General features: G+C 70.7%; 11 protein-coding genes. 2 read left to right on the top strand and 9 right to left on the bottom strand.

What is annotated here, in order from left to right:
• Positions 1-87: 87 nt before the first annotated feature.
• From O5M90_RS04565 to mutL, 6 genes are read right to left on the bottom strand one after another with little or no spacing between them, the layout of a single operon-like run.
• A complete protein-coding gene (locus O5M90_RS04565; protein WP_440401833.1) occupies positions 88-2,616 on the bottom strand; it encodes an FtsX-like permease family protein in 2,529 nt (842 codons plus the stop codon).
• Positions 2,601-3,266, bottom strand: coding sequence for an ABC transporter ATP-binding protein (locus O5M90_RS04560; RefSeq protein WP_269840150.1), 666 nt, complete (start codon positions 3,264-3,266; stop codon positions 2,601-2,603). The genes O5M90_RS04565 and O5M90_RS04560 overlap by 16 nt, the downstream gene beginning before the upstream one ends.
• Positions 3,253-4,188, bottom strand: a complete 936-nt coding sequence (gene miaA / locus O5M90_RS04555) for a tRNA (adenosine(37)-N6)-dimethylallyltransferase MiaA (protein ID WP_269840149.1) — start codon at positions 4,186-4,188, stop codon at positions 3,253-3,255. The genes O5M90_RS04560 and miaA overlap by 14 nt, the downstream gene beginning before the upstream one ends.
• A complete protein-coding gene (locus tag O5M90_RS04550; protein ID WP_269840148.1) occupies positions 4,185-5,405 on the bottom strand; it encodes a Bcr/CflA family efflux MFS transporter in 1,221 nt (406 codons plus the stop codon). The genes miaA and O5M90_RS04550 overlap by 4 nt, the downstream gene beginning before the upstream one ends.
• A complete protein-coding gene (locus O5M90_RS04545; RefSeq protein WP_332909483.1) occupies positions 5,402-6,715 on the bottom strand; it encodes a pseudouridine synthase in 1,314 nt (437 codons plus the stop codon). The genes O5M90_RS04550 and O5M90_RS04545 overlap by 4 nt, the downstream gene beginning before the upstream one ends.
• A 33-nt stretch (positions 6,716-6,748) precedes the next feature.
• Positions 6,749-8,629, bottom strand: a complete 1,881-nt coding sequence (mutL, locus tag O5M90_RS04540) for a DNA mismatch repair endonuclease MutL (protein ID WP_440401832.1) — start codon at positions 8,627-8,629, stop codon at positions 6,749-6,751.
• 61 nt (positions 8,630-8,690) lie between these two features.
• Here mutL and O5M90_RS04535 point away from each other — a divergent pair, with 61 nt between their 5' ends.
• The gene (locus O5M90_RS04535; protein WP_269840147.1) at positions 8,691-9,341 is read left to right on the top strand and encodes a DedA family protein; all 651 of its coding nucleotides are present in this window, start codon (positions 8,691-8,693) and stop codon (positions 9,339-9,341) included.
• Positions 9,342-9,351: 10 nt separating this feature from the next.
• Here the strand turns inward: O5M90_RS04535 and O5M90_RS04530 are convergent, their stop codons facing one another.
• Positions 9,352-10,758: an N-acetylmuramoyl-L-alanine amidase gene (locus O5M90_RS04530; protein WP_269840146.1), complete on the bottom strand. Its 1,407-nt coding sequence runs from the start codon at positions 10,756-10,758 to the stop codon at positions 9,352-9,354.
• Positions 10,755-11,231 (bottom strand): tRNA (adenosine(37)-N6)-threonylcarbamoyltransferase complex ATPase subunit type 1 TsaE, encoded by a 477-nt coding sequence (tsaE, locus tag O5M90_RS04525; protein ID WP_269840145.1) that lies wholly within the window; start codon positions 11,229-11,231, stop codon positions 10,755-10,757. Before tsaE ends, O5M90_RS04530 begins: the two co-directional genes overlap by 4 nt.
• Between tsaE and queG the strand changes: the two genes are divergently transcribed.
• On the top strand, positions 11,232-12,362 hold the full coding sequence (queG, locus tag O5M90_RS04520; RefSeq protein WP_269840144.1) for a tRNA epoxyqueuosine(34) reductase QueG: 1,131 nt from the start codon (positions 11,232-11,234) through the stop codon (positions 12,360-12,362).
• Here queG and O5M90_RS04515 read toward each other — a convergent pair.
• Positions 12,312-13,220, bottom strand: a complete 909-nt coding sequence (locus O5M90_RS04515; protein WP_440401831.1) for an AEC family transporter — start codon at positions 13,218-13,220, stop codon at positions 12,312-12,314. The two genes, queG and O5M90_RS04515, sit on opposite strands and share 51 nt — an antisense overlap.
• Positions 13,221-13,339: the final 119 nt, after the last annotated feature.

The following is a 13,339-nucleotide window of genomic DNA, read 5'->3' as shown; positions in this document are numbered from 1 at the left end:
GAGCTGTGCTGGCCAAGCGGCCCGAATGACGAACTGCGACACGGCCCTCTCGACCTGCGAAAGCCGCCGACAGGCGCTCCGCGGCGCTCACCAATCCTCCCTCACCGCCTGCACCGCATCGACCCTGCCGGCCTTGGCGAAGCTCGCCCAGGCGGTCAGCAGCGAGGCGGCGACCACTGCCAGCAGCAGCGCGGCCAGGCGGGCGCTGGGCAGGCTCAATTCCATGCTCCAGTGAAAGCTCTGCGGGTTGACCACCCAGACCAGCACCGCGCTGACGCCCAGGCCCAGGGCCAGGCCGGCCAGGGCGCCGGCTGCCGTGAACAGGCCCGTCTCCAGCACCAGCAGGCGCAGCAGCTGGGCCTGGGTGAAGCCCAGATGCCGCAGCAGGCCGAACTCGCGTTTGCGCGCCAGCAGCTGGGCCGACAGGCTGGCGGCGATGCCGAACAGGCCCAGGCCCAGCGCCACCGCCTGCAACCAGTAGGTGACCGCGAAGCTGCGATCGAACAGGCGCAGCGACAGCGCCAGCAGCTCGCCGGTGGCGGCCAGTTCCAGATCGGCCGGGTCGGCGGCCAGCGCGCGCAGCCTGGCCTGGGCCTGCACGAGGTCAGTGCCCGGCGCCAGCCACAGCGACAGCTCGGTGATGCGGGTGTCGCCGCTCCAACGCTGGTAGTCGGCCAGCGACATCAGCAGCGCGCCGCTCTGGCGGCTGTAGTCGCGCCAGACGCCGCGCACAAAGAACTGCAGGGTGGGCGGCGCCGCTGAACCGGGGCTCAAGCTCAGTGCCAGCCGCGCGCCGGGCCGCAGCGCCTGCTGGTCGCGCATCGCCTCGTTGATGTAGATGGGCATCAAGCCCGGTGCCGGCGGCTCGGCCAGCGGCCCGACCAGCGGCAGCCGGTTCTCGTCGCGGATGGCGCGTGCCAGCAGGCTCAGCTCGGTCTGATCAACCGTCCAGGCGCGGCGGCTGCGCTGCGGGGCCAGGTCTTGCGCCAGGCCGCTGGCGCGCACCGCCTCGATGAAGTCCGGCGCCAGCGGGGCTGTGTTTCCCTTGCTCTGCAGGCTGCTGCGCAGATAGAGGTCGGCCGGCAGCATCTGGCGCAGCCAGTCCTGCAGCGAGGCGCGGAAGCTGTGCACCATCACCAGCATCGCCACCGACAGTGCCAGCGCCACCAGCACGCCGGCCAGCATCTGCGTGGCCGCGCCGGCTTGGTCGCGGGCGCGCTCCCTCAGCAGCATCAGACCGGCGCTGCGCCGGCCTGGCAGCAGCCGGGTCAGCAGGCGCACCAGGCCGGGCATGGCCGCGATGCCGCCCATCAGCAGGCAGAGCATGGCCAGATAGGCGGCCAGCGGCACGCCGCCAAACGGCGGCAACAGGGCCAGCAGCACGCCGGCCAGCAGCAGAGCCGGCGCCAGCCCGCGCGGCAACCGCGGCTGCAACTCGGTGCCCAGTCCCTTGAGTACCTGGGCCACCGCCATGCGTCGCACGGCCAAGGCCGGCAGCAGCGCGCTGAGCAGGCTGACCGCCAGCCCCAGGCCGCCGAACAACAGCATCTGCCAGGGGTCAAGCCGCAAGGCCGGCCCATTGCCACCCAGCGGGCCACCGAGCAGGCCGCTGCCCAGATCGCCGCCCAGCAGGCGCAGGCCCAGCGCGGCCAGACCGGCACCCAGCGCCAGGCCCAGGCCGCTGCCCAGCAGGCCCAGCAGTGCGGCCTCGGTCAGCACCAGCCGCATGCGTTCGCGCGCGCTCATGCCCAGCACACCGAGCAGCGCCAGCTGCGGCAGGCGCTGGGCCACCGACAGCGAGATCACCGCGAACACCAGAAAGCCGCCGGTGAACAAGGCCATCAGCGACAGCACGCCCAGGTTGACGCGGTAGGCGCGGGTCAGCCGCGCCATCTGGTCTTCCTCGTCCCGCGGCGCGGCAGCGATGCTGCCTTCGGGCAGGGTCAGGTCTTGAGCCTGTACCCCGGGCTGCAAGCGCAGCTCGATGCGGTCCAGCCGGCCGAGCCGGTCGAACAGGGCCTGGGCCGCCGCGATGTCCAGCACCGCCAGCGGTGCGCCGGGGGCGGCGACGCTGCCGGCCAGGCGCAGCTCGACATCGCGAGCCCGGCCATCCTCGCCCACCAGCCGCAGCCGCACGCTGAGCGGGCGCGGGCTGGGAAGGCGCCGCAGCGCCGCCTCGTTCAGGAAGAGGGCGTCCGGCGCCAGCAGCGACTGCAGGGCCTGGCCCTTGTCAAATGCCTGCGGCAGCAGGGCCGGATTGAACTGGGCGGTTTGCAAGGCATCCAGGCCGAGCAGGCGCAAATTGAAGCGCTCTTCCATCAAGACCTGGACCTGCCCTTCGATCACCGGCGCCGCCTGCTGGACCTGGGGCTCTTGCATCAGCCGCTCCAGCAGGGCCTCGTCCAGCGGCCGCCCGTCGCTGCCGCGCAGCAGCAGATCGGGCGTGCCCGCCAGGCTGCGCTGGGCTGCGCCGAACTCGGCCAGCGCCGAGCTGTTCAGCAGCTGCACGCCGAAAGCCAGGGCCACGCCCAGCGCGATCGCCAGCAAGGCCAGCAACTGCCGGCCCCACTGGGCCTTCAGTGCCGGCCAGGACAGCGCGATCAGCCAGCGTGCCATGGCTGCAGACCGGGCTGATCGCTCATCAGCAGGCCGCGATCGGCAGCGGCGGCGGCGCGCTCGGAATGGGTCACCAGCAGGCAGGCCGCGCCCTCCTGCTTGCACTGCTGGCGCAGCAGGTCCAGCACCTGGGCGGCGTGGCGCGGGTCCAGATTGCCGGTGGGCTCGTCGGCCAGCACCAGGGCCGGGCGGTGCACCAGCGCGCGGGCGATCGCGACACGCTGCAGCTGCCCGCCGGAGAGCTGGCGCGGCAGGCGGGCATCGAGCCCGTCCAGACCCACCGCCGCGAGCATCTGCCGCACGCGGCCGGCGTCGGGCGCGCCGAGCAGCAGCAGCGGCAGGCCGACGTTGTCGGCCACCGTCAGATGCGGCAGCAGATGGAAGGCCTGGAACACAAAGCCCAGATGACGGCGGCGCAGCAAGGCCTGGGCCTGCTCGGGCAGCGCGGCGATGTCCTGGCCGGCCAGCAAGACCTGGCCCTGATCCAGCCGGTCCAGCCCGGCCAGGCAGTTCAGCAAGGTGGACTTGCCGCAGCCCGATTCGCCCAGCAGCGCCACCAGTTCGCCGGCTTCCAGGCGCAGCTCGATGCCGGCGAACACGGGGGTGTCGCCGTAGCGCTTGGCCAGGCCGCGGGCCTCAAGCACCGCCATCGTGGAGCAGCCGGTGCACGGCGGCCAGCAGATGCAGCGGTGCCTCGGGAGACTCGCAGGCGATCACCTGGCGCTGCGGCATGCTGCGCAGCCAGGTGTGCTGGCGCTTGGCCAGCTGCCGGGTCGCGGCGATGCCGCGCTCGGGCAGGGTCTTCATATCACCGGAGTCGAGGGCCTCCCAGACCTGGCGGTAGCCGACGCAGCGCATGGCCGGCAGGCCCGGATGCAGATCGCCGCGCGCGCGCAGGCGCTCGACCTCGGCGATCAGGCCCTGGCCCAGCATCTGCTCGAAGCGCTGCGCCAGGCGCTGGTGCAGCCAGGCGCGGTCGCTGGGCTCCAGCGACAGCAGCGGCCAGTCGACGCCGGCGCTGCGCTCCTGCTCGGCATGCAGCATCGACAGCGGCTTGCCTGCCAGATGCCAGACCTCCAGCGCGCGTTGGATGCGCTGCGAGTCGCCGGGCGCCAGGCGGGCCGCAGTGACCGGGTCGACCTCGGCCAGCTTCGCATGCATGGCCGGCCAGCCGATCGCGGCGGCCTCGGCATCGAGTCGCGCGCGCAGGGCCTCATCGCCCTGCGGAAGGGTCGACAGGCCGTCGAACAAGGCCTTGAAGTAAAGCATGGTGCCGCCGACCAGCAGCGGCAGCTTGCCGCGCGCCAGGATCTCGGTGGCCAGGCGCTGCGCATCCTTGGCGAACTGGGCGGCGCTGTAGCTGTCCAGCGGGTCGAGGATGTCGATCAGGTGGTGCGGCACGGCGGCCAGCTCGGCCGGTGTGGGCTTGGCCGTGCCGATGTCCATGCCGCGATAGACCAGGGCCGAGTCGACGCTGATGATCTCGATGGGCAACACCTCGGCCAGCGCCAGCGCGCCGGCGGTCTTGCCGCAGCCGGTCGGGCCGGCCAGGCAGATCGGGCCGAGCTTCATGCGGGCACCACCGGCCGCAAGTGCCGCTCCTGCGACTGCACCAGGGTCCAGCCGCAGACGGCAGCGCCCAGGCCCAACACCATCATGGTCGCGGCCATGGTCCGCACCGTGCCATCCAGGCTCAGGCCCAGCCAGCCGCCCAGCGCGAAGGCCACCAGGGCCGAGGCGAAGCCCGACAGCGCCGCCGCCGCGCCGGCCTGCTTCGGGAAGGGCCCGACCGCGCCGGCCTGGCTGCAGGGTTGCAGCACGCCATGGCCCAGCATGATGAAGACATGCGGAATCATCAGCGCCCAGACCGAGGGCGGCCAGACCCAGGCAGCCAGACCCATGCCGCAGGCACCGGTGAAGGTGAAGAAGGCGCCGCGCCGCACCGTGCGGGCCAGGCTCAGCCGCGCCAGCCAGCGCCGGCACAGCAGGGTGCCCAGCACATAGATGCCGGCGCCCAGACCCACCAGCAGGCCGTAATGGCCGCGCGACAGGCCCAGCACCTCGATGAAGACAAAGGCCGAGGCGGCCAGAAAGGTGTAGAGCGTGCCGTAGGCCAGGCTGGTCAGCAGGGTGTAGGCGCGAAACGAGGGGTGGGCCAGTACCAGGGCCCAGTTGGCCAGCAGGCGGCGCGGCCGCAGCGCCTCGGGGTCAGGCTTTGCCAGGCTCTCGGGGATGCGCAGGGCCACCAGGGCCAGCGCCGCCGCGCCGGCCAGCGCAATGGCCAGCAGGGCCCAGCGCCAGCCGAAGGCCCCCGCCAGCGCCCCGCCTAGCGGCGGCGCCAGCATCGCCAGCACGCCCAGGCCGCCCAGGGCCCGCGCCATCACGCGCGCGCCCTGCTGCGGCTCGAACCAGTCGCGCAGCATCGCGCGCGCGCCGACCACGGCCGCAGCCAGGGCCAGGCCTTGCAGCGCCCGGCAGATCACCAGCAGCCAGATGTCGGCGGCCAGCGCGCCGGCCACCGCAGCCCCCGCATAGAGTGCGAGGCCGGCCAGCAGCACCGGCCGGCGCCCGACGCGGTCGCTGAGCGGGCCCAGCAGCAGCTGGCCGAAGCCGAAGCAGAGCATCAGCGCCGACAGGGTCAGCTGGGTGGCCGCCATCGGCGCGGCCAGATCGGCACGCAGCGCGGGCAGGGCCGGCAGGTAGAGATCGGTGCTGATCGGCTGCAGCCCTAGCAACAGGGCCAGCGCGGCGATCTGCCAGCCCAGCGTCGGTGCGAGGGGCGTTTTCAATCAAAGCGCTCCCAGGGCGACAGAAAGCGCCACTGGCCGGGCGGCAGATGGCCCAGATTGATGCGGCCGATGCGCACCCGCTTCAGGCCCACGACCTTGAGTCCGACCAGCTCGCACATGCGGCGGATCTGGCGCTTGCGGCCCTCGCGCAGCACGAAGCGCAGCTGGTCGTCATTGATCCAGCTGACCTTGGCGGGCTTCAGCTGCACACCGTCCAGCTCCAGCCCATGGTTCAGCAGGGCCAGGTCTTGCGCCGGGAAGCGCACCATCGGCGCGCCTTCGCCGGCCAGCTCGACGCGCACCAGGTATTCCTTCTCGACCTTGGAGTCCTCGCCGATCAGCGTCTTGGCGACGCGGCCGTCCTGGGTCAGCACCAGCAGGCCGGTCGAATCGATGTCCAGGCGGCCGGCGGGCGCCAGACCGCGGCTGTGGCCGATGTGGTACTTCAGGCCCGAGGGGTCTTCGCTCCATTGGTTGGCGCTCTTGATCAGCACCGAGGCCGGCTCATAGCCGTCCTCGGCCTGGCCGGAGACATAGCCGATCGGCTTGTTCAGCAAGATGGTGACCTGCTTGGCCTGCTCCTTGTGGGCACGCGGGTCAATCTCTATCTTCACGCCCGGCTGTACGCGCTGGCCCAGCACGGCCATCTTGCCGTCCACCCGCACCCAGCCCGCGCCTATCCACTCATCGGCCTCGCGCCGCGAGGCCATGCCCAGCGCGGTCATGTGCTTGGACAGGCGTTCGCCCTCGCTGCTCGGGTCGCGGTAGTTGTCGTCGTCATCGTCGTCGTCCCGGTGACGCGGCGCTGGGCGCTGCGGGAAGGCACGCGGCTCTGGCGGGCGGACGTTGGGGCGCGGACCGGTGGCGCGGCGCTGGTCGCGGCGCGGCTCCTGGCGGTCTTCCTGACGGGCCTCCGGGCGCTGCTCATGGCGCTGCGGCTCATGGCGCGGATCGCGCCGGCTCGGCTCACCGGCAAACTCGGGCCGGGGGCCGCGCACGGGGCGGTCCTGGCGTTCGTAGGGCTGCTGTGCGCCTTCGCTGCGGCGTTGCGGGCGACGGTCCTCGAAGCGCGGGCCGTCGTCGCGGCGTGGCGGCCGGGCCGCAGCTGGGCGTTGCTGCTGCCGAGCTTCCTCGGCGGCACGGCGCTGCTCGAAAGCGGCCTGGCGTTCGGCGCGTTCGGTCTGGGCCGCCGCCAGGCTCTGGCGCGGGCGCGAGACGCCCTTGCCGCGCAAGGGGCCGCGGCGCTCGCCCTCGGGTTTGTCGACGGCGCCGGGTTTGTTGTTCTTTTTGTTCAGTTTCAATGTGGCCATCACGGCTCCTTCGGGGTGGCGGTCGGCTGCGTATCAGCGACCGCGCAAAAACAGCGCATCGAGCTCGCGCATGGTCAGCTGGCGCCAGGTCGGGCGACCATGATTGCACTGATCGGCACGCTCGGTGCGCTCCATATCGCGCAGCAGGGCATTCATCTCGTCCAGCGTCAGCTGGCGGTTCGCGCGCACCGCGCCATGGCAGGCCATGGTCGCGAGGATCTCGTGCTGGGCGCGTTCGATGGCCTGGCTGGCGTCGAACTGGGCCAGCTCGGCAAGCACGCTGCGCGCCAGCTCGACGACATCGCCGCCGGCCAGCGCGGCCGGCCGGGCCCGCACCGCCAGCACCTTGGCCGACAGCGGCGCGATATCAAGACCCAGGCGCTCCAAGGTCGTGGTCTGGGCCTCGGCGGTGGCGATCTCCTGCGGCGTTGCGGCAAAGGTGACCGGGATCAGCAGCGGCTGCGACTCGATCGCCGCAGCACCCAGGCTGGCCTTGAGCCGCTCGTAGACCACCCGCTCATGGGCGGCATGCATATCCACAATGATCAGCCCCTGGGCGTTCTCGGCCAGCACATAGACACCCTGGATCTGGGCGATGGCGCGGCCCAGCGGCCAGTCGTGCTGGGGCAGGGCGGGGGGCGCAGCCGCAGGGCTGGGGGCAGGTGTTGCTGGCTGGCCGTACAGCGTCGCCACCTCGGCCAGGCCCAGCGAGACCTGCGCGCTATTGGCAATGGGGCTGCGCCAGCTGGGCGCTGCGCCGCCGTAGCTGGGGGCGGGCTCCGCGGCCGGCTGAGCGAACCAGGCCGGCGGATGGCCGGGCGCGGGGCGGAAACCGGTGGCACCGGCGGCGGTCTGCTGGGCCTGCTCGATGGCGGGTGCAGCGGCCATTGCCTCGCTGCTGCGCGACAGCGCCAGCGCGTCCTGCACCGCATAGCGCACCTTCTGGTGCATCTCGCGGCCATCGCGAAAGCGCACCTCGATCTTGGTCGGATGCACATTGACATCGACCCGGTCGGGCGCGATCTCGATGAAGAGCACATAGCAGGGCTGGCGGTGGCCGTGCAGGACATCCTCATAGGCCGAGCGGATGCCGTGGGCGATCAGCTTGTCGCGCACGAAACGGCCGTTGACATAGACGTACTGCATATCGGCACGGCTGCGCGCCGCTTCCGGCAGGCCGGCGCGGCCGTAGACGCGCAGCGGTCCGGTCTCGGCGAAGACCGCGCGGCTCTCGGCCATGAACTCGGCGCCCAGCACATCGGCCAGGCGCTGCTCGGAGCTGGCGATGCGCCATTGCTCGACCAGCTTGCCCTCGTGCCAGACGGTGAAGCCGACATCGGGCCGGGCCAGTGCATGGCGGCGCACCGATTCCAGGCAATGGGCCAGCTCGGTGGCATCGGTCTTCAGGAATTTGCGGCGCGCCGGCGTGCTGAAGAACAGCTCGCGCACTTCGACACTGGTGCCGCGGGCGCGCGCCGCCGGCGCCAGCTCGCCTGAGCGGGCGTCGAGCCGGTGGGCATGCGGCGCGCCCTCGCAGCGGCTGGACACCGCCATCTCGGCCACCGAGGAGATCGCGGCCAGCGCCTCGCCGCGAAAGCCCATGGTCGCGACCGATTCCAGTTCGTCCAGATTGCGGATCTTGCTGGTGGCGTGGCGCTTGAGCGCCAGCGGCAGCTCCTCGACCGGGATGCCCAGGCCGTCGTCCTCGACCACGACGCTGCGCACGCCGCCGGCCATCAGCTTGACGGTGATCTGGGTCGCCCCGGCATCCAGCGCGTTGTCCACCAGCTCTCGCACCACCGAGGCCGGGCGCTCGACCACCTCGCCGGCGGCGATCTGGCTGATCAGTTCATCGGGGAGTTCGCGGATGGCGCGGCGCTGGGCCGCCGGCGCGCTGGGGGAAGACAAATCCATGGGCCGATTGTAAGAAGTCCTGTCATCGAGGCGGTATCAAGCCCGGTCATAATCCGCCGCCATGGAATTCGCGAGCTTTCTGATCGACTTCATCCTGCATGTGGACAAGCATATTGCCGCGTTCGTGCAGGCCTATGGCGCCTGGGTCTATGCCCTGCTGTTCCTGATCGTCTTCGTCGAGACCGGTCTGGTGGTGATGCCCTTTTTGCCGGGCGATTCGCTGCTCTTCGTGGTCGGCGCCCTGTGCGGCACCGGCGTGATGAGCCTGCCGCTGGCCATCACCATCTTGCTGATCGCGGCCATTCTGGGTGATCAGACCAACTACCTGATCGGGCGCTACTTCGGCCCCAAGGTGTTCCAGTGGGAGCAGTCGCGCTTCTTCAACAAGCGCGCCTTCAATGCGGCGCACGAGTTCTACGAAAGAAACGGCGGCGTGACCATCATCATCGCCCGCTTCATGCCCTTCATCCGCACCTTCGCTCCCTTTGTGGCCGGTGTGGCCGAGATGAGCCGTGGCAAGTTCACGCTCTACAACGTGGTCGGCGCCCTGATATGGGTGGTCGGGATCACCGTGGCCGGCTATCTGTTCGGCAACATCCCCTTTGTGCAGACCCATCTGAGCAAGATCATCTGGGCGATGATCATCATCCCGGGCCTGATCGCGATCTACGGCGGCTGGAAGGCCAGCCGGAGCCAACAGCAGGCGGCCTGAGCCCGGTGAGCTACAGCGAGCGGTGCCGCGCGAGCGGCGGGTTTTTGGCGAAATAGCGCGCGATGCCGGTGGCCAGCGCGTTGACGAGCTGGGCCTGGTAGTCGGGGTCGCGCAGCTTGGCCTCTTCCTCAGGGTTCGAGATGAAGGCGGTCTCGACCAGGATGGAGGGCACATCCGGCGCCTTCAGCACCGCGAAGCCGGCCTGCTCGACCGCCTTCTTGTGCAGGCGCCCGACCTTGCCGATCTGGCCCAGCACCTCGGAGCCGAGCTTCAGGCTGTCCTTGATCTGGGCGCTGGTGCTCATGTCCAGCATCGCGCGCAGCACCTCGCGGTCCTTGACCGATGCGACGTTGACGCCGCCGACCTGATCGGCCCGGTTCTCCTTGGCCGCGATCCAGCGCGCCGCCGTGCTGGTGGCCGCCCCCTGGCTCAGCGCGAACACCGAGGCGCCGCGCGCCTGCGGCGTGAAGAAGGCATCGGCATGGATGGAGACGAACAGATCGGCTTGCACACGGCGGGCCTTGCGCACCCGCTCCTGCAGCGGCACGAAGAAATCGGCATCGCGCGTCATCATCACGCGGATATTGGGGTTGCTGTTGAGCCGGTCGCGCAGCTTCAGCGCCACGGCCAGCACCACATCCTTTTCCTTCAGCCCGCTGGGGCCGACGGCGCCGGGGTCTTCGCCGCCATGGCCGGGGTCCAGCGCGATGACGATCAGCCGGTCCAGCTTGCTGCGGTCGATCGGACCGGGCGCTGGCGCTGGTGCCGGGGTCTGCAGCGATGGGGCTGAAGCGGGCGTTGTGGCGGGCGTTGTGACGGGCGGTGTGGTGGGCGCAGGGGACGGCGCGGGCGATGGCGCTGCAGCCACCGGGGGCAGCACGGCCGGCTTCTCGATCCGGCCGATCAGCTCGCCCAGCGCGTCCTGCACCGCCTGCGCGGCCTGGGTCTCGGCCTGTTCCTTCTCGCGGATCAGCGCCAGCAGCGGATCACGTTCCTGCTGCGGGTAGAGGTCGAAGACCAGGCGGTCCTTGTAGGCCGCGACCGGCTCCAGGGTGAAGATCTGCGGCGCCACCGGCTGCTTCAGGTCCAGCACGATGCGCACGACGCGCGGCTGGTTCTGGCCGACCCGCACCGCGCTGATATAGGGGTCCTCGGGCTTGATCTTGCCCAGCAGCTCGCGCAGGCCGGCGCTGAGCTCCAGCCCGTCAATGTCGATCACCAGCCGGTGCGGGCTGTCGACCAGGAAATGCTTGGCGGCCAGCGGCCGGTCGGATTCCAGCGTCACCCGGGTGTAATCGGGCGCCGGCCAGACCCGCACCGCGACGATGCTGGCACTGCTGGCTGCCCGCACCAGCTGGGGAGCCTGCAGCAGCAGCACCAGGCTGCCCATGCGGCGCAGCGCGAGGCGTCGGCTCATGGCGCCAGCCCCTTCAGCAAGGCCTGACCCTCGGCGGTGCAGGCCTGCAGTTCGACCCGGCGGCTGTCGTCGTCCTGGGTGGCGAGCCAGATGCGCAGATCGGGCGTCGGCAGCATGCCCTCGGCCTTCTCCGGCCACTCGCTGAGCTTGAGCCCGGGCCGGGTGAAGATCTCGCGAAAGCCGGCGTCCTCCCACTCGCGCGGGTCGGCGAAGCGGTAGAAATCGAAATGGCTGACATCGCCCTGGGGCAACTCATAGCTCTCCAGCACCGCGTAGCTGGGGCTCTTGATGCGGCCGGTCACGCCCAGCGCGCGCAGCAGATGGCGCACCAGGCTGGTCTTGCCGGCGCCCAGCGACCCGTGCAACTCGATGCTGGCATTCATCAGGCCCGGCGCCTGGGCCAGCCGGGCGGCAAAGGCCTCGGTGGCGGCTTCATCGGGCCACAGCAGGTGGCGGCTTTCTAGAATGCGCAAATGAACGAGGCTCCACAGCAAATCGGTGACAAGGACGCGCAAGCGCTGCTGCTGCAATTGCGCGCCTGGGCGCTTGAGCTGGGATTCTCACAGATTGGCGTGGCCGATATCGATTTGAGCAGTGCCGAACCCGGCTTGATGGCCTGGCTGGCGGCCGGTTTTCACGGCGCTATGCACTATATGGAGGCCCACGGGCTCAAGCGCGCACGGCCGGCCGAACTGGTGCCCGGCACGCTGCGGGTGCTGACCGTGCGCATGGACTACCGGTCACGGGGCAGTGCGCAGGACTGGCAGGCCGTCGAGTGGCAGGGCCTGGGCGATCCGCAGCGCGCACAGCTGTCGATCTATGCCCGGGGGCGCGACTATCACAAGGTCTTGCGCGCCCGGCTGCAGCAGCTCGCGACCCGGCTGGAGCAGGCCATCGGGCCCTTCGGCTACCGCGTCTTCACCGACTCGGCCCCGGTTCTGGAGGTGGAACTGGCCGCGCGCTCCGGCATCGGCTGGCGCGGCAAGCACACGCTGACCCTGCACCGCGAGCATGGCTCGATGTTCTTTCTCGGCGAGATCTATCTGGACCTGCCGCTGCCGCTCTCGGAGCCGGTCAGCGCCCATTGCGGCCAGTGCACGGCCTGCATCGAGGCCTGCCCCACCGGCGCCATCGTGGCGCCCTACCGGGTCGATGCGCGGCGCTGCATCTCCTACCTGACCATCGAGCATGAGGGCGCCATCCCGATCGAGCTGCGGCCGCTGATGGGCAACCGCATCTACGGCTGCGACGACTGCCAGCTGATCTGCCCCTGGAACAAGTTCGCCGGCAAGAGCACGCTGCCGGACTTCGACGAGCGCGAGCCGCTGCGCGCGCCCGGCCTGCTGGCGCTGTGGGCCTGGAGCGAGACCGAGTTCCTGCGTTTTACCGAGGGTTCGGCGATCCGCCGCATCGGCCATGCGCGCTGGCGGCGCAATCTGGCCGTGGCGATGGGCAATGCGCTGCGCGCCGGCTCGGACCAGGGCATCAGCATGGCGTTGCAGCAAGCCTTGCCGAGCGCCAACGAACTGCTGGCCGAGCACATCGAATGGGCGCTACAACAGGCTCAGCCAGAACGGCAGGCTGAGCATGCCCACCCCGGTTGACAAGGTCACCAGGCCGGCCACAAAGGCCGCATGGCCGCCCATGCGCGCGGCCAGCACATAGGCGCTCGACGCGGTAGGCAGGGCCGCAAAGGTCAGCAGCACGACACGCTGACCGGCCGGCAGCGCCAGCCCGTGGCCCAGGCCCAGGGCCAGCAAGGGCAGGGCGGCATGGCGGATCGCCAGCAGCGCGGCGGCCAGCCGCGGCGCATCGCGCAGCGCACCGAAGCGCAGGCCGGCGCCCACCGCCATCAGGCCCAGCGGCAGGGCGGCCAGGCCGATGCGGTTCAAAGTCAGCGCGGCGGCCTCGGGCAGTTTCAGCCCCATCAGATTGGCGATCAGGCCGGCCACGGTGCTGAGGATCAGCGGGTTGCGCGCCAACTCGCGCCACAGGCCCTGGCCACCGTGCCGGGCCAGCGGGTAGACGGCGGCCACATTGCAGATCGGCACGCACAGCGCCACCAGCAGGGCCACCCAGGCCACGCCCTGCGCGCCCTGCAGCCGCTCGGCCAGCGCCAGCGCGATATAGGAATTGAAGCGGAAAGCAACCTGGGCGCCCGAGGCATGGGCGCGCGCATCGACACCGGGCCAGAGCTTCAGCCCATAGGCCAGTGCGACACCGGCCAGCACCACGGCCACACCGGCACCGGCCAAGCTCAGGGTCTCGGCCGGCTGCAGCGGCGTGCGCACGATGGAGTTGAACAGCAGCACCGGGAACAGCAGGTAGTACACCAGCTTCTCGGTGGACTCCCAGATGGTCCGGTTCAGCGCCGTGTAGCGGCACAGTAAAAAACCGCAAAGTATCAGCAGCGCGTCGGGCAGTAGCAGCAGGAAGTCGGGAACAACGGGTACGGCAGGCATGGCCGGCAGTGTGCCATCGGGGCGCTGTCGGCCTGCGGGGCGCCGGCTGCGTTAGGCTTGGGGCAAGAAGAGTGATATGGCTTTTTTCCCTGGGGTCCCCCGCAAGGCTGTGCCGAACC

The organism is Paucibacter sp. M5-1, assembly GCF_027498415.2.
Lineage (GTDB): Bacteria > Pseudomonadota > Gammaproteobacteria > Burkholderiales > Burkholderiaceae_C > Roseateles_E.
This window is presented reverse-complemented; position numbering and strand designations above follow the sequence as displayed.

Bases quoted from the DNA above. Each gene is read 5' to 3' on its own strand.
- queG (WP_269840144.1), top strand. From the start codon at position 11,232: ATGAACGAGGCTCCACAGCAAATCGGTGACAAGGACGCGCAAGCGCTG.
- O5M90_RS04560 (WP_269840150.1), bottom strand. From the start codon at position 3,266: ATGGCGGTGCTTGAGGCCCGCGGCCTGGCCAAGCGCTACGGCGACACC.
- O5M90_RS04545 (WP_332909483.1), bottom strand. From the start codon at position 6,715: ATGGCCACATTGAAACTGAACAAAAAGAACAACAAACCCGGCGCCGTC.
- miaA (WP_269840149.1), bottom strand. From the start codon at position 4,188: ATGAAGCTCGGCCCGATCTGCCTGGCCGGCCCGACCGGCTGCGGCAAG.
- O5M90_RS04515 (WP_440401831.1), bottom strand. From the start codon at position 13,220: ATGCCTGCCGTACCCGTTGTTCCCGACTTCCTGCTGCTACTGCCCGAC.
- O5M90_RS04535 (WP_269840147.1), top strand. From the start codon at position 8,691: ATGGAATTCGCGAGCTTTCTGATCGACTTCATCCTGCATGTGGACAAG.
- O5M90_RS04565 (WP_440401833.1), bottom strand. From the start codon at position 2,616: ATGGCACGCTGGCTGATCGCGCTGTCCTGGCCGGCACTGAAGGCCCAG.
- mutL (WP_440401832.1), bottom strand. From the start codon at position 8,629: ATGGATTTGTCTTCCCCCAGCGCGCCGGCGGCCCAGCGCCGCGCCATC.
- O5M90_RS04530 (WP_269840146.1), bottom strand. From the start codon at position 10,758: ATGAGCCGACGCCTCGCGCTGCGCCGCATGGGCAGCCTGGTGCTGCTG.